At 43.2% G+C, this 14,453-nt stretch carries 15 protein-coding genes; 4 read left to right on the top strand and 11 right to left on the bottom strand.

Annotated features, from left to right (window positions below):
* Positions 1 to 10: 10 nt before the first annotated feature.
* A complete protein-coding gene (gene pyrB, locus PR683_RS09430; protein ID WP_004907510.1) occupies positions 11 to 946 on the bottom strand; it encodes an aspartate carbamoyltransferase in 936 nt (311 codons plus the stop codon).
* Positions 947 to 980: 34 nt separating this feature from the next.
* Positions 981 to 1,112 carry a hypothetical protein gene (locus tag PR683_RS09425; RefSeq protein ID WP_255456629.1) on the bottom strand — a complete coding sequence of 44 codons (132 nt, stop codon included), beginning with the start codon at positions 1,110 to 1,112 and terminating at the stop codon, positions 981 to 983.
* A 276-nt stretch (positions 1,113 to 1,388) separates the two neighbouring features.
* Between PR683_RS09425 and PR683_RS09420 the strand changes: the two genes are divergently transcribed.
* The gene (locus PR683_RS09420; RefSeq protein WP_036958764.1) at positions 1,389 to 1,745 is read left to right on the top strand and encodes a hypothetical protein; all 357 of its coding nucleotides are present in this window, start codon (positions 1,389 to 1,391) and stop codon (positions 1,743 to 1,745) included.
* Between the two features lie 61 nt (positions 1,746 to 1,806).
* Here PR683_RS09420 and phnV read toward each other — a convergent pair whose 3' ends face one another.
* From phnV to phnR, 5 genes are all read right to left on the bottom strand, one after another.
* On the bottom strand, positions 1,807 to 2,604 hold the full coding sequence (gene phnV, locus PR683_RS09415) for a 2-aminoethylphosphonate ABC transport system, membrane component PhnV (protein ID WP_004907512.1): 798 nt from the start codon (positions 2,602 to 2,604) through the stop codon (positions 1,807 to 1,809).
* Between the two features lie 2 nt (positions 2,605 to 2,606).
* Positions 2,607 to 3,467 (bottom strand): 2-aminoethylphosphonate ABC transporter permease subunit, encoded by an 861-nt coding sequence (phnU, locus tag PR683_RS09410; RefSeq protein ID WP_109912110.1) that lies wholly within the window; start codon positions 3,465 to 3,467, stop codon positions 2,607 to 2,609.
* 1 nt (position 3,468) lies between these two features.
* A complete protein-coding gene (gene phnT, locus PR683_RS09405; RefSeq protein ID WP_109912109.1) occupies positions 3,469 to 4,578 on the bottom strand; it encodes a 2-aminoethylphosphonate ABC transport system ATP-binding subunit PhnT in 1,110 nt (369 codons plus the stop codon).
* 6 nt (positions 4,579 to 4,584) lie between these two features.
* Positions 4,585 to 5,598: a 2-aminoethylphosphonate ABC transporter substrate-binding protein gene (locus PR683_RS09400; protein ID WP_004907517.1), complete on the bottom strand. Its 1,014-nt coding sequence runs from the start codon at positions 5,596 to 5,598 to the stop codon at positions 4,585 to 4,587.
* Positions 5,599 to 5,725: 127 nt separating this feature from the next.
* Positions 5,726 to 6,445: a phosphonate utilization transcriptional regulator PhnR gene (gene phnR / locus PR683_RS09395; protein ID WP_109912108.1), complete on the bottom strand. Its 720-nt coding sequence runs from the start codon at positions 6,443 to 6,445 to the stop codon at positions 5,726 to 5,728.
* A gap of 138 nt (positions 6,446 to 6,583) precedes the next feature.
* On the opposite strand from phnR, the gene phnW reads away from it, so the two are divergent.
* Positions 6,584 to 7,687 (top strand): 2-aminoethylphosphonate--pyruvate transaminase, encoded by a 1,104-nt coding sequence (gene phnW, locus PR683_RS09390; protein ID WP_004907520.1) that lies wholly within the window; start codon positions 6,584 to 6,586, stop codon positions 7,685 to 7,687.
* A gap of 9 nt (positions 7,688 to 7,696) precedes the next feature.
* Positions 7,697 to 8,506: a phosphonoacetaldehyde hydrolase gene (phnX, locus tag PR683_RS09385; protein ID WP_004907521.1), complete on the top strand. Its 810-nt coding sequence runs from the start codon at positions 7,697 to 7,699 to the stop codon at positions 8,504 to 8,506.
* Positions 8,507 to 8,551: 45 nt separating this feature from the next.
* Here phnX and argF read toward each other — a convergent pair whose 3' ends face one another.
* Positions 8,552 to 9,577, bottom strand: a complete 1,026-nt coding sequence (argF, locus tag PR683_RS09380; RefSeq protein WP_196719599.1) for an ornithine carbamoyltransferase — start codon at positions 9,575 to 9,577, stop codon at positions 8,552 to 8,554.
* Positions 9,578 to 9,746: 169 nt separating this feature from the next.
* Here argF and rraB point away from each other — a divergent pair, with 169 nt between their 5' ends.
* Positions 9,747 to 10,160, top strand: a complete 414-nt coding sequence (gene rraB / locus PR683_RS09375; RefSeq protein WP_004907524.1) for a ribonuclease E inhibitor RraB — start codon at positions 9,747 to 9,749, stop codon at positions 10,158 to 10,160.
* Positions 10,161 to 10,228: 68 nt separating this feature from the next.
* On the opposite strand, the gene PR683_RS09370 is transcribed toward rraB, so the two are convergent.
* The 3 genes from PR683_RS09370 to PR683_RS09360 form a co-directional block, all read right to left on the bottom strand.
* Positions 10,229 to 10,732, bottom strand: a complete 504-nt coding sequence (locus tag PR683_RS09370) for a GNAT family N-acetyltransferase (protein WP_110731594.1) — start codon at positions 10,730 to 10,732, stop codon at positions 10,229 to 10,231.
* A gap of 161 nt (positions 10,733 to 10,893) precedes the next feature.
* On the bottom strand, positions 10,894 to 13,764 hold the full coding sequence (locus PR683_RS09365; protein ID WP_272571191.1) for a valine--tRNA ligase: 2,871 nt from the start codon (positions 13,762 to 13,764) through the stop codon (positions 10,894 to 10,896).
* 37 nt (positions 13,765 to 13,801) lie between these two features.
* The gene (locus tag PR683_RS09360) at positions 13,802 to 14,251 is read right to left on the bottom strand and encodes a DNA polymerase III subunit chi (protein WP_272581783.1); all 450 of its coding nucleotides are present in this window, start codon (positions 14,249 to 14,251) and stop codon (positions 13,802 to 13,804) included.
* Positions 14,252 to 14,453 lie beyond the last annotated feature (202 nt).

Below are 14,453 nucleotides of genomic sequence, written 5' to 3'. Positions count from 1 at the left end.
GATTTCCTCCTCAGATAGCCAATTCTTTATTTAAAACCAGTGATAGCAATGCTTGCCTTGCATAAATCCCATTGCCTGCTTGTTGAAAATAATAAGCATATGGGGTGCTATCTACATCAACCGCGATTTCATCAACTCGAGGTAATGGATGTAAGACTTTTAAATTCGGTTTTGCACAATGCAGGTCAGCGGCACTTAAAATAAATTGGGCTTTCACATTCGCGTATTCAGAAGGGTCGAGACGCTCTTTTTGTACGCGAGTCATATACAGAATGTCGAGTTCTGGCATCACTTCATCAATGTTATTGTGCAGGCTGTAGGTTGCGCCTTTTTCTTCTAAGATGTGCAGAATATGGTTTGGCATTGAAAGCGCTTCGGGAGCAATAAAGTAGAAGTGATTACCTTCAAATTTAGACAGTGCTTGTGTAAGAGAATGCACGGTTCTACCATATTTTAAGTCACCAACCATGGCAATTTGTAGGTTCTCTAAACGGCCTTGCGTTTCTTGGATAGTAAACAAGTCGAGTAATGTTTGCGTCGGATGCTGGTTCGAGCCATCGCCTGCATTAATGACAGGAATATGGCCTGCAAACTGGCTAGCGAGGCGAGCGGCACCTTCTTGCGGATGGCGCATGACGATAGCATCCACATATTGGCTGATAACAGAGATAGTATCGGCCAATGTTTCCCCTTTTTTACCGAGGGAGGTGTTGGTGCTGTCAGAAAAGCCAACAACAGAAGCGCCTAAACGGTGGATAGCTGTTTCAAATGACAAGCGCGTGCGTGTCGAGGCCTCAAAGAAACAGCTTGCGATAACTTTATGTTTTAGGAACTCGGGTTGTGGCTGCTTTTTTAATGAAGCAGCGACGTTAAGTACTAATTCAAGATCTGAACGGTCTAAATCATTAATCGAGATGATATCGCGGTGGTATAAAGGGTTCGGCATTGTTGTTCTCCTGTGTCAGCAAGACATATTAGGTCTATAGGCCAAAAAAAAGCCCCTCATTGAGGGGCTTTTTTATAAATAAGAAGGGGAAAAACAGGCTGTCCAGACCGCCAGAAGGCAGTGCAGTGGAGGTGTTCTCTGTAAAAAATAGAGCAGCAACGTTCATGGTTTCTCCCGGCAAATTGTGGCGCATTATACGCATCTGATTCCATGACGCAAGCGTTTGCATAAAGAAAAATACATTTTTTTTATTTTTGCGTTTTGGTGAATATTTGAACTAACTGAAAAATGGGAGAAATAGTATCTCTCAATAGGGAATGCGCTGAGTATTGGTGTTTTTTAAACCAAAATTAAATCACATGATTGAATATACAGTACATTTATTTACACTTATTTTATGTGCGAGTAAGATAATTTTTCTTTTTAATTAAATATGATCATTATGAAATCACGACTTTTTATTCTATTGGCATTCCTTCTCTCTGGCTGTTCATCTGTTTGGGTACCTGTTTCCGGCGGTTCAAAATTCACTCAAGCTGAGGCGAATGCAGTTTGTAAACCTGAAGCCCTTCATTTGTACCCAATCAAAAATGAAGTTGCGCAGCGCTCTGTTATGTCTTATGTCGAAAAAAAATGCAAAAAAGATGATGATTGTGGCAAAGACAAAACTTATAAAGAACAAACACCAGTTATGGAAAGCTATGTGATTGATGTCAATGAAGACACCCGTAATAATTATTACTTGGAATGCATGGTGTCTAAAGGCTGGACAAAAAAAGATAAGTATATGTGGGAATAGCATACAAGCAGCTAAATAGCCCAGTAGGCGCAGTTTACTTGGCTATTTAGCATGACAACGTTTATTTTTGCCCAAGTCTTTTCGCTACTTTCTCTAATTTCATCATTAGTAATAATGTAATCGAAACTAATACAATCGTTAGTGCCGAACCATCTGCAATATTGCCTCTATCGGTTAAACTGAAAATTGAAACAGGTAATGTCGCCCAGCCGGGGGGATATAACATCATCGTGGCGCCAAGTTCCCCTAAAGACAGTGAGAGGCTTAATGCCAGTGCTGAAATCATCCATGGCATTAAGAGTGGTAAGGTCACATGGCATAAACGATACCAAGGGGAAGCGCCTAAGCTAAAAGCTACGTTTTCTATATCGGGAGAAATACGTGCTAAGCCAGTGGAAACATTGCTAAAAGTAAAAGCCGAAATCAACACAAAATGGGCACTAAATACAATCCAAAAGGTGCCGTTCATCTGTAAATAGCCTTGGCTGAATGCCACAAGGATCCCAAGCCCGATAGAAACAGAAGGAATGGCGCTGGGGAGGTAAAATGCAATACTCAGCCACTTTTGTATTTTCCCACTGTGTCTTCTTAATGCTAACGCAGCCCAAAGCCCACAAAACAGCGCAAATAGACTGGCACTAAAACCAACCACTAGGCTGGATAACATGGCGTCCCAAGCTGGCCCACTAAATGCGTTCACAAAATGTTCAAAAGTAAAGCCTGAAGGCAAAATGCCATTCCATTGGCGGCTGAAACTCGACATTAAAATCATCACTAAAGGCAGTAAAAACAATAAACTAAATAAGCTGATGGCAATGATAGTAGCAGTAACTCGTCCTTTTTTAGACCAAATCAACATAATTAATTCCTTACACCAAGACGAGTGGTTGCCATTCTGTAGAGAAAAAATAACCCGAGTGAAAGCAAAATGTTAATTAAGGCAATCATGCATGCTACGGCATAATCTGACTCTAATATTGCCTTGCTATAGACCATCATCGGTAAGGTATTGACGCCTTTCGCCCCGATAAACAGTACGATGCCAAATTCATTGGTGGTTAACAGCAGGCACAGGCTACCCCCTGCTAATAGAGCGGGAAGTGCTGCTGGGAAAATAACTTGCGCGATAACCCGTGCAGGATGTGCGCCTAAAATACTGGCGGCTTCTAATTGGCTCTTGTCGATTTGGCGCAGTGCCGCCATAAGGGGACGCATCACCAAAGGGGTAAAAACGGTAATTTCTGCTAAGATCACGCCATGAATTGAATAAAGGAACTCAACGGGCGGCAATTCGAAATCAAACAATGCCATCAAGGTGCCATTGAGTAGCCCTGCAGAACCATAAATGAAGGTAAAAGCGAGTGTAATCAAAAAGGTCGGTAGAGCAATAAAAGTATCAATCACTTGCGTGATAAAACGACTTCCCGGGAAAGGAATAAACACTAAGATCAGTGATAAGATACTACCTATCACAAGGCAACCTAAAGTGGCCAAAATGGCGATGTAGAGTGTGTTCCATAACCCATTAATAAAGCGCTTTGACTCAATAAGTTGCCAAAATGCGTCTAACCCCCATTTTCCCGCCTCATTTTGTAGTGCTTGTTGCGCTATCAACAATAAGGGATAAAAAAACAGCGTAGCTAACACCAGTAATGGCGGTAATATCCAATAAATGGGCTTTATTGTTATTGATGAACCTTTTGGCACGCTAATATGTGACATGTTATTCCTCAATTAAAACGGTATCTACTGGTGAAAACCATAAGGTGAGTTTATCGCCGATTTTAGGCGGTGAGGCCAAATGGGTGATGGCAACACTCACGGTTTCACCCGCAACATCACAAATTAAATGCGTTAAATCCCCCTGCCAACGAATAGACGTTAATGTGACTTGTAATTGATTGGTGGTATTGGCGTTTTGTACTAGCGTAATGTGTTGTGGGCGGATACACACCCATTTGTGGGTGCCAGCTCGCATACCTAATGTATGAGCTTCCAGCAATGTTCCACCACAACTGACATTTACTTTTCCGGGAGTTGTTGAAAAGCCAAGTGCTGTCGCGGCAAGAATATTGGCTCGGCCTAAAAACTCAGCTGCAAAACGGTTGGGGGGGCAGTGATATAAGGCATTTTTCTCACCATGTGCGACTAAATAGCCATCTTTCATAATGCCAATTTTATCACCAAGCGCGAGAGCTTCCGTTTGGTCATGGGTCACATAAAGAATGGTTAAATCAGGTAGTTCACGGTGTAACCGGGCGATTTCTTCAACCATATTATGGCGAATTTGCGCATCTAGCGCGGAAAGTGGTTCGTCGAGTAACAGAACACGAGGCCTTACGGCAATCGCTCTAGCAATCGCCACTCGCTGTTGCTGACCTCCTGAAAGTTGGTGAGGGTAGCGGGTTGCGTAATCCGTCATTCCGACGATTTTAAGGGCTTCAACGACTCGCTCATTAATGAGTGCTTTAGGTTGTTTTTGAGCTCGTAAGCCAAATGCCACATTTTCTTCCACTTTCATGTGGGGAAATAATGCGTAGTTTTGTACAACCATACCAAGTCCACGTTGGTAGGGGGGAAGGTGGGTGATATCCATATCACCTAATAAGATGCGCCCGCTATCAGGTTGAGCAAACCCGGCAATAGCACGTAATACCGTGGTTTTCCCCGATCCTGAAGGGCCGATTAAGACGAGTATTTCACCGGGGTCGATAGTGAGATCCAAGGGTTTCAATACCACATTGTTGTGGTAGGACACCCGCAAAGACTCGAGTTTGATCCCTGAGTGCTCGTTTTGCTGCATTGCAGTAGTGGCTTTTCGTTTCATCAACATCACAAGTTACTCACCATCAGTGACTTTTTGCCAACGTGAAATATCATCGGATAGGGAAACTTCAACTTCATTCCAATTAGGCTGCCAGGTTTTCACACCGTCTAACATTTGGACAGCAGTGTGGTATTGCTTATCAGATGGTGTGATATCTGAACGAACAGGCATTCCCCATGAAAGCTCACTGACTCGGCTTTGTGAGGGTTTATCTAAAAGGAAATTAATCAGCTTTTTGCCGTTTTCTGTTTCAGGGGCGTTGTTAACTAAGCCGATAACATAAGGTAAAACCAGTGCACTACGTTCCCCATTGGCATCTTTTGGCCAGAAAATTTGGACATTCGGGTTACGTGCCATTTGAGATAAATTCATTTGTAAGTCGCCATTAGCGACATACAGTTCCCCTTTATTGACAAGTGCGGTGAGTTTACCTGTGGAGGCCGATGGGCCAACGTTATTAGCCTGCAATTTACCGAGGTAATCAAACCCTGCATCTTTGCCATTAAAACTGTGGAAAACTTGTAACATCACTGCGGTGCCGTCCCCTGCTTGTCCCGGTGTTGAATATTGCAGTTTATTATTAAAGCGAGAATCGAGTAGGGAGTCCCAATTTTCAGGAGGAGACTTAAGCAGTTTAGCGTTATAGATAAAGGTCAGGTAATTATTGACTAACGGTGTGTAATAGTGATTGGAATTAGGAATATTTGCTGCATTTTCTGGCGTAAATTCAGCTAATAACTGGTTTTTTGCGGCACGTTGAATAAAGGGAGGAACAGTAATCAGCACATCGGCTTGTGGATTGGTTCGCTCTTTAGCGAGCCTTTCAACTATCGCCCCTGAACCACTTTCGACATACTGTACTTTGATACCGGTTTGTTTGGTAAATGCTTCGAACTGATTTTTATACCAACTGTTGTTGCCATCGTGAAGCCCATCAGCGGAGTAAACAGTCACAACATCAGCAGCAAAAACAGAGGTAGAGCAAAGGGTTGCCATTAATAGGCCAGCTAAGTAGGTGCGTTTCATGGTTTTCTCCTGTTAAGGTAAAATGTATTCTGGTATATACCAGATGTTTTTTACGCTAACGGGTTTATATGACAGAAAGATGAAATGCAGATAAATAGCTAAAATTATTTTCTATAGGCAGAAATAATCACAAAGTATCGACTTCGATGCGCAAGCTATCATGACGCCAGTACTCAACATCATAATCTAAAATTCGGCCATGTTGGTCATAGTTTAAGCGCTGCAACAATAGGGCTGGGCGACCAACGGTAACCCCCAGTGCTTGTGCTGCTTGCGCCGGCATTGCTGTTGGGTAAAAAGACAAATGCATGCTGGTATAAATTAAATTGAAATGGGCTTCGTATACCTCCGTTAGGCTGCCATTGAGATCGTAACGTAGCAGCTCAGGAACGCGAGCAGGTAAGCAATGGTTTTCACAGTAACAAACAGGTCTGTCATCAGCAAAACGTAGGCGGGTGAGTAAATAAATTTGTTCAAACGATTGAAGTTTTAAGGGAGTCATCGCTTCGAGAGGAACGGGAATGACTTTTCCATTCAGTAAGACTGTCTTCGGTTGGCGACCTTGTTCAAGGCAAAGTTTATGGAAATTGGTATTTTGGGTTGGATCTAACCAGAGGCGCTCAGGTGTGACAAACCAACCGCGGCGTTCAGAGCGGTAAATGACTCCACTGGATTCTAACTGCGCCAAACTTTCGCGAATAGTGACGCGAGTAGTATTGAAAATGGCGCAAAGTTCGCGTTCAGAGGGGAGTTTATCCCCACATTTTAACGAACCATTTTGAATCCTTTCCTGTAATTGGGCTTTGATAAGCAAGTATTGTGGGGTTTCATCCGCTGATAATTTCATGGTTATTTCCTATCATTGTTTCAATCATATTATACATAGTTATATGAATTTTTTGTTTCACGCACACTTTTCCTTTGACCTTTTGAGTCGCCTACGACCATTATAATAGCAATCTGGTATAGACCAAAGGTGAATTGAATGACAAACAATAATTATTTGCTATTAACACCGGGACCGCTCACGACATCTAAAACGGTGAAGGAAGCCATGTTGTTTGATAGCTGTACATGGGATGATGATTACAATTTAGGCGTTGTACAACATATTCGCCAACAATTAGTGGCACTGGCAACGGCCAACGCAGGGTATTCATCGGTACTACTTCAAGGAAGTGGAAGCTATGCGGTTGAAGCTGTTTTAGGTAGTGCTATCGGCGATAAAGAGAAAGTTTTGATTATCAGTAATGGCGCCTATGGTGCTCGAATGGCACAAATGGCCCAAGGCTTAGGTGTTGCCCATTGTGTTTATGATTGTGGTGAAGTGGCTTTGCCTGATCTGCAACGGGTCGAGCAGTTATTACAACAAGATAACCAAATCACTCATATTGCGATGGTACATTGTGAAACCACGACTGGGATTTTAAACCCGATAGAGAAAATCGCGAAGTTAGCGAAACAGTATCAAAAATGTTATATCGTGGATGCAATGAGCAGTTTTGGCGGAATTCCCATGGATATTGCTGAGCTTAACATTGATTTTCTCATTAGTTCGGCAAATAAGTGTATTCAGGGAGTTCCGGGGTTTGCTTTTGTCATTGCTCGTGCTGATGCACTTGAAGTCTGTAAAGGGCGTTCCCGTTCATTATCGCTAGATTTGTATGCGCAGTGGCGCTGTATGGAAGATTTCCATGGTAAATGGCGTTTTACGTCTCCAACCCATACGGTATTAGCATTTGCCCAAGCACTTAAAGAGTTAGCTCAAGAAGGTGGCGTAGCCGCGCGTTTTCAACGTTATCGACAAAATCAACATAAGCTGGTGGTTGGTATGCGTCAATTGGGTTTTACCACATTGTTAGAAGATGGTCTCCATTCGCCGATTATCACCGCATTTTACTCACCAAATTCGCCTGATTACCAATTCAAGCAATTTTATCAAAATTTAAAATCACAAGGCTTTGTCATTTATCCGGGCAAGGTCTCGCAAAGTGATTGTTTCCGCATTGGAAACATTGGTGAAGTTTATGAAAAAGACATTGATGCCTTGTTGGTAGCAATAGAAAAAGCCATTTACTGGGAAAAATAAGGGAAAGAAATGAACCGTATTGAAGCTGTTATTCTTGATTGGGCGGGTACCACTGTTGATTTTGGTTCTTTTGCGCCTACTCAGATTTTCATTGAAGCATTTAAATCTGTGTTCGATATGGATATCACACTGGCTCAAGCGCGCATTCCTATGGGGCTAGGAAAATGGCAGCATATTGAAGCACTGGGTAAATTGCCTGAGGTAGACGCTTTATGGAACGCGAAGTTTGGCCGCTCAATGAGTAGTGAGGATATCGATAAAATTTATGCGGCCTTTATGCCATTGCAAATTGCTAAAGTGGTCGACTTTGCTGCGCCAATTGCTGGAGTTGTCGACACAATTGCTACATTACGCAGCCAAAACATTAAAATTGGTTCTTGTTCAGGTTACCCTCGTGCCGTGATGGAGAAGTTAGTTCCAGCAGCAAAGGTGTTGGGCTATCAACCTGACTACTGGGTCGCGAGCGATGATATTCCCGCGGGTGGGCGACCGGGGCCTTGGATGGCACTTCAGAACGTGATTAAGTTAGGTATCGGCTCCGTATCAGCTTGTATTAAAGTGGATGATGCTGTTCCTGGTATTGAAGAAGGACGTAATGCCGGGATGTGGAGTGTTGGTTTGTCTATCTCGGGTAATGAGTTTGGTAAAACATGGGAAGAGTATCAAGAGATGACTGTAGATACGGTTAACTCGTTAAAACAACAAGCCGCCGAGAAATTGTATGCTGCTGGTGCTCATTATGTGATTGATACGTTAGCGGATTTGCCATCGGTTATTGATTGTATCAATCAGCGTTTGGCGAAAGGTGAACGTCCATAATGATAGGTTACCCTCAACTCATTTGGTTGAGTTGAGGGTAGGAATTTAAAAAACATTAATAGGAAGTTCTGGCGCTAATGTCGCCACCATTACCGCTTTGATGGTATGTAAACGGTTTTCTGCTTGATCAAAGACAATACTGTAAGGAGATTCAAAGACTTCTTCCGTGACTTCTAACCCACCAAACATATTGAATTCTTTAGCAAGTTGCGCTCCCAATGTGGTGTCTTCATTATGGAATGCAGGTAAGCAGTGTAAGAACTTAACATTCGGGTTGCCAGTGAGCTTAATCACATCCATATTCACTTGGTATGGTTTTAATAAATTAATGCGCTGTGCCCATACTTCTTTGGCTTCTCCCATCGATACCCACACGTCGGTATAGATAAAATCGGCATCTTTAACACCTTCGGCGACATCTTCCGTGAGTGTGATTTTCGCACCCGTTTTTTGAGCCAGTGCTTGGCAAGTATTCACTAATTCTTCTTCTGGCCAGCAGCTTTTCGGCGCAACAAGGCGTAAATCTAAACCTGTAAGCGCAGCAGCTTCTAGCATCGAATTACCCATGTTATTGCGTGCATCGCCTAAATAGGCAAATTTAATTTTTGAGAATGGTGTATTTGGTCGGTGCTCTTGAATAGTTAGCAGGTCGGCTAATAACTGTGTGGGATGGAATTCGTTAGTTAGTCCATTCCATACAGGCACTCCCGAGTGCGCGGCTAAGAGTTCTACTGTGTTTTGAGCGAACCCGCGGTATTGAATACCGTCATACATCCTGCCCAATACTCGAGCAGTATCTTTCATGGTTTCTTTGTGGCCGATTTGGCTACCAGAAGGCCCTAAATAAGTGACTCTAGCACCTTGGTCAAATGCACCAACTTCAAATGCACAGCGTGTCCGAGTTGAATCTTTTTCAAAAATAAGGGCAAAATTTTTACCTGAAAGAAAGGGCTGTTCTGTACCGGATTTTTTTTCTGATTTTAACCAAGAAGAGAGTTTTAAAAGTGAATGAATTTCGCTAGAAGTAAAATCAAGTAACCTTAGAAAAGGTTTATTATATAGGGGGTTCATAATTGGTAGCCTTTTTGTTTTGAATTAATATTCAATTTATATTCATAAAAATTCAAAATCAACCCCCAATGCAAAAGAAATTATCTTTAAATATATGGTTTCACTGTCAACCGTATGGGAGAATGGCGCAAAGAAAGACGAGCGACAAAGAAATAAAAGGGGTGTGGATATGGTAGATAAAGCTGAATTGGATGCGCAGTACGAAGAAACTCGCTTAATTATCGAAGAATTATTGGAAGATGGCAGCGATCCTGATGCATTGTATGCGATTGAGCATCATTTCTCTGCTGACAACTTTGCACTGTTAGAAAAAGCGGCTGTTGAAGCTTTTAAACTAGGCTATGAAGTCACGGATGCGGAAGAACTCGAAATTGAAACGGGTGAAACTCTGATGTGCTGCGATGTGATCAGTGAAAGTGCTTTAAATGCAGAGCTGATTGACGCACAAGTTGAACAATTAATGAAACTGGCTGAGAAAATGGGCATCAACTATGATGGTTGGGGCACGTATTTTGAAGACCCAGACGCAGAATATGACGACGAAGACGGTGACGATATCGACCCTGAAGATCGCGTTCATTAATTATTAGTCGCATCATGCAACTGCATAAAAGGATAGCTAAAAACTATCCTTTTTCGTTTAGCGTAGAATTATAATGCCTTTAACATGCGAATTTCACAGTCACTATGACCCGTATTTCCTAACGGTTCATCAATAAATTCAAACCCTAATTTTTCATATAACTTAATAGCTGCTTGGAGCTCTTTGGTTGTTTCTAGGTAGCAACGGGTGTAACCTTGCTGTTTAGCGAACTCCAGAGACATCAGTACGATTTGCTTCGCTAAGCCTTTGCCGCGTAGTACTGAAGATAAATACATTTTCTGTAATTCTGCTGTTTCGCTATCACCACCAGCAACTTGTGAAACACCGCCACCGCCAACAATTTTGCCATCCATTTCAACTACCCAGTAAGCACTGCGCGGTTTGCTATACACCTCAAATAAGGTATCTAAAATAGGGTCAGCAACGGCAAAGCCTTTGTCCGCAGTTAAGCCATGTTCAGCGGAAACTTCGCGAATAACGGCGGCGATCCCAGGGTTGTCTTGAGGTTGAATTAAACGAACTTTAACGGTTTGGTTTGTGTCTGTTGTCATGGGAACATCTCTTTTATTTGTATTAATTATATTTTTCATTGCGGCATTGGTAGTCGCAATATGTATGATATTGGCACATTTTTAATATTTTCAATGCCCTAATACAAAAAAGCCCTGACTCATCAACGACGAGTCAGGGACAGATACTTAAAGCTTAATGATTACAAAGAGGCAATCGTCACTTTTTGTGCTTCAATTTTAGCTTTTGCTTCAATATTGGCAGTTAAGCGTTCACGCTCTTTTTCAACAACGGCAGCAGGCGCACGGCTCACAAAACCTTCGTTTGCCAGTTTGTTTTCAATGGTTTCGATTTCTTTCACCACTTTTTCCAGCTCTTTATCTAAACGAGCCAGCTCTGCGTCTTTATCGACTAAGCCAGCCATTGGGATAAGGAGATCTGCACCGCCAACCAGTTTGGTGACAGAAACCGGTGCTTCTTCGCCTTCAGATAGCACGCGGATGCTTTCTAAACGCGCCATTGATTTGATAAAGTTTTGGTTTTCTTCGATACGGCGTTTTGCATCAGCAGAAGCACCACGCAGCATCACATCGAGCGGTTTACCTGGTGAAATATTCATTTCTGCACGAATGTTACGAACGGCAATAATCGCTTCTTTGATCCACTCAAGGTCACTCAGCGCAAGTTCATCGACTTTAGCGGCATCGAACTCAGGGAACGCTTGCAACATAATGGTATCAGCGTCAATACCTTTAACGACTTTCACTCGTTGCCAGATAGTCTCAGTGATAAATGGAATGATTGGGTGAGCAAGGCGCAATAAGCCTTCCAGCACTTCGATCAGGGTGAAACGCGCTGCACGAACTTGCGCTTCATTACCTTTATGAACTGCAGGTTTAGACAGCTCTAAGTACCAGTCACAGAATTCATTCCATGTGAAATCATACAAAATACCCGCTGCGATATCGTAACGGTGAGTATCTAACGCTTCACGGTAAGCTTTTACAGTCTGATTAAATTGCGCCATGATCCAGCGGTCAGCCAATGAGAAGCTCATTTCACCGCCGTTTTGGCCGCAATCTTGGCCTTCGGTATTCATCAGAACGAAGCGGCTCGCATTCCATAATTTATTACAGAAGTTACGGTAACCGGATAGACGTTTCATATCCCAGTTGATGTCACGACCTGTTGAAGCTAATGCGGCTAAAGTAAAGCGTAGGGCGTCAGTACCGTGGGCTTCAATGCCTTCTGGATATTCTTTACGAGTACGTTTAGCAATTTTTTCAGCCAATTGCGGCTGCATCATGTTGCCAGTGCGTTTTTCAAGTAAGTCTTCTAAAGAAATACCGTCAATCATATCCAGTGGGTCAATAACGTTCCCTTTGGATTTTGACATTTTTTGGCCTTCTTCATCACGGATCAAGCCTGTCATGTAAACGGTTTTAAATGGTACTTGTGGTTCACCGTTTTCATCTTTGATGAAATGCATGGTCATCATGATCATACGGGCGATCCAGAAGAAAATAATATCGAAGCCACTGACCAATACATCTGTTGGATGGAAGGTTTTCAGTGCATCGGTATTTTCTGGCCAGCCGAGAGTCGAGAATGTCCACAGACCGGAAGAGAACCACGTATCCAGTACGTCATCATCTTGACGCAGAGCGATATCTGCACCTAAGTTGTTTTCACGACGGACTTCGTCTTCATCACGACCCACATAGACATTGCCTTTTTCGTCATACCATGCAGGAATGCGGTGACCCCACCAAAGTTGGCGAGAAATACACCAGTCTTGAATATCACGCATCCAAGAGAAATACATGTTTTCGTACTGACGAGGAACGAACTGAATACGGCCATCTTCAACAGCCTTGATAGCATCACGAGCTAAAGGCTCGGTGCGCACGTACCATTGGTCGGTCAGCATAGGTTCAATAACCACGCCACCACGGTCACCGTAAGGCACTGTTAAGTCATGCGGTTTTACTTCAACCAGCAGGCCAAGTTGTTCGAACTCTGCCACGATAGCTTTACGAGCCGCGAAACGTTCCATCCCACGATACGCTTCTGGCATTTCGCAACTATAAGCCGTAGATGGGTTACCGTTGGTATCGAAAACCTCTGCTTCGTTACGAACGTTACCGTCTAAGTCCATCATGTTAATCATCGTTAACTGATGGCGTTTACCGACTTCATAGTCATTAAAGTCATGAGCTGGCGTGATTTTCACGCAACCAGTGCCTTTTTCCATGTCGGCGTGTTCATCACCCACAATTGGGATACGGCGGTTAACGATTGGCAGAATAATTTCTTTGCCAATTAAATCTTTATAGCGTGGATCTTCAGGGTTAACTGCAACACCAGTGTCCCCTAGCATGGTTTCAGGACGAGTGGTCGCGACCACTAAGTAGTCTTTGCCTTCAGCGGTTTTTGCACCGTCAGCCAGTGGGTAGCGCAGGTGCCACATAGAACCTTTAACTTCACGGTTTTCAACTTCTAAGTCAGAAATTGCCGTGTGCAGTTTCGGGTCCCAGTTGACTAAGCGTTTGCCACGATAAATTAAGTTTTCTTTATAGAGACGAACGAATGCTTCTTTAACAGCTTTAGATAAGCCTTCATCCATGGTAAAACGCTCGCGATCCCAATCAACAGAGTCGCCTAAACGGCGCATTTGTTGTGAAATTGTACCGCCAGATTCCGCTTTCCATTCCCAGATTTTGTCAATGAACGCATCGCGGCCGTAGTCGTGACGGTTTTTACCTTCTTCGGCTGCAATTTTTCGCTCAACGACCATCTGAGTTGCAATACCCGCATGGTCTGTTCCCGTTTGCCATAAGGTATTTTTACCTTGCATACGCTGGTAGCGGATCATGGTATCCATGATAGTTTGCTGGAAGGCATGCCCCATGTGCAGGCTACCAGTGACGTTCGGTGGCGGAATGACGACACAGAAGCTGTCTTGGGTGGTATCCCCATTAGGTTTAAAATAACCGCTTTTCTCCCAGTGAGCATACAGTGACTGCTCAATCTCTGCGGGGTTATATGTTTTATCGAGCGAGGGCTCATTCATTGGGCTATCTGGTTTCTTTTCCATTATCTTTTTGTATTCAGTAAGTTGGCGGCGTCGCCATAGTCAAATTGAAGCCGACGCTACGGTACGTTTTATACCGTTCACGCGCCAACTGTTTTAAAGTTTCATCAATAGGTACGAAGTCTATCACTTCATGGAAAGCCGAGGCAAAATCTGCGAACTGATTTTGTAAATTAATCAGTATATCGCGAGGTGTTGTGCCTCTTTTGGCCGGCCAGCAAATTTCAATCGGTGCACCATAACGCGGGCCTTCCCCTGCCAAATTATGCGGGACAAACTGGTGTGGATCACGCTGCCAAAGGGCCTCATCAATCTTTTCTGCTTGTAGCTGTGTTTCGCAAGCAACCAAAACACGCTTTCCACTGCGCCACATCTGAGCGGCAAGCTCACAAGCTAACCATTCATGGGCTTCAAGTTCAGAATGTGGTGATGTCTGTTCTAGTTGGTAAAATGTACCTTTTTTCATATACCCGTCATACTTCAATTTGTAGGGGTGTTGGCTACGCGCTTTCGCCTTAGTCACATACTCTTGTATGCTCCCAAGGCCTCAATTGCTTGCCGCCTACCTACAAACTGAATTATTTAGGGTATAGCGTAAATTGCCATCCTTCAATTTGTAGGGGTGTTGGTTAAGTTTTTTGGTGGCATAGCTCAAAATTATTTCTATG

The sequence above is a fragment of the Providencia sp. PROV269 genome (genome assembly GCF_028477785.1).
In the GTDB taxonomy this organism is placed as follows: Bacteria; Pseudomonadota; Gammaproteobacteria; order Enterobacterales; family Enterobacteriaceae; genus Providencia; species Providencia rettgeri.
The sequence above is the reverse complement of the archived record's forward strand: the minus strand, read 5'-3'. Positions and strand labels throughout refer to the sequence as shown.

Excerpts from the sequence above, each read along its gene's own strand:
- pyrB (WP_004907510.1), bottom strand. The coding sequence starts at position 946 with ATGCCGAACCCTTTATACCACCGCGATATCATCTCGATTAATGATTTA.
- PR683_RS09425 (WP_255456629.1), bottom strand. The coding sequence starts at position 1,112 with ATGAACGTTGCTGCTCTATTTTTTACAGAGAACACCTCCACTGCACTG.
- PR683_RS09420 (WP_036958764.1), top strand. The coding sequence starts at position 1,389 with ATGAAATCACGACTTTTTATTCTATTGGCATTCCTTCTCTCTGGCTGT.
- phnV (WP_004907512.1), bottom strand. The coding sequence starts at position 2,604 with ATGTTGATTTGGTCTAAAAAAGGACGAGTTACTGCTACTATCATTGCC.
- phnU (WP_109912110.1), bottom strand. The coding sequence starts at position 3,467 with ATGTCACATATTAGCGTGCCAAAAGGTTCATCAATAACAATAAAGCCC.
- phnT (WP_109912109.1), bottom strand. The coding sequence starts at position 4,578 with ATGTTGATGAAACGAAAAGCCACTACTGCAATGCAGCAAAACGAGCAC.
- PR683_RS09400 (WP_004907517.1), bottom strand. The coding sequence starts at position 5,598 with ATGAAACGCACCTACTTAGCTGGCCTATTAATGGCAACCCTTTGCTCT.
- phnR (WP_109912108.1), bottom strand. The coding sequence starts at position 6,445 with ATGAAATTATCAGCGGATGAAACCCCACAATACTTGCTTATCAAAGCC.
- phnW (WP_004907520.1), top strand. The coding sequence starts at position 6,584 with ATGACAAACAATAATTATTTGCTATTAACACCGGGACCGCTCACGACA.
- phnX (WP_004907521.1), top strand. The coding sequence starts at position 7,697 with ATGAACCGTATTGAAGCTGTTATTCTTGATTGGGCGGGTACCACTGTT.
- argF (WP_196719599.1), bottom strand. The coding sequence starts at position 9,577 with ATGAACCCCCTATATAATAAACCTTTTCTAAGGTTACTTGATTTTACT.
- rraB (WP_004907524.1), top strand. The coding sequence starts at position 9,747 with ATGGTAGATAAAGCTGAATTGGATGCGCAGTACGAAGAAACTCGCTTA.
- PR683_RS09370 (WP_110731594.1), bottom strand. The coding sequence starts at position 10,732 with ATGACAACAGACACAAACCAAACCGTTAAAGTTCGTTTAATTCAACCT.
- PR683_RS09365 (WP_272571191.1), bottom strand. The coding sequence starts at position 13,764 with ATGAATGAGCCCTCGCTCGATAAAACATATAACCCCGCAGAGATTGAG.
- PR683_RS09360 (WP_272581783.1), bottom strand. The coding sequence starts at position 14,251 with ATGAAAAAAGGTACATTTTACCAACTAGAACAGACATCACCACATTCT.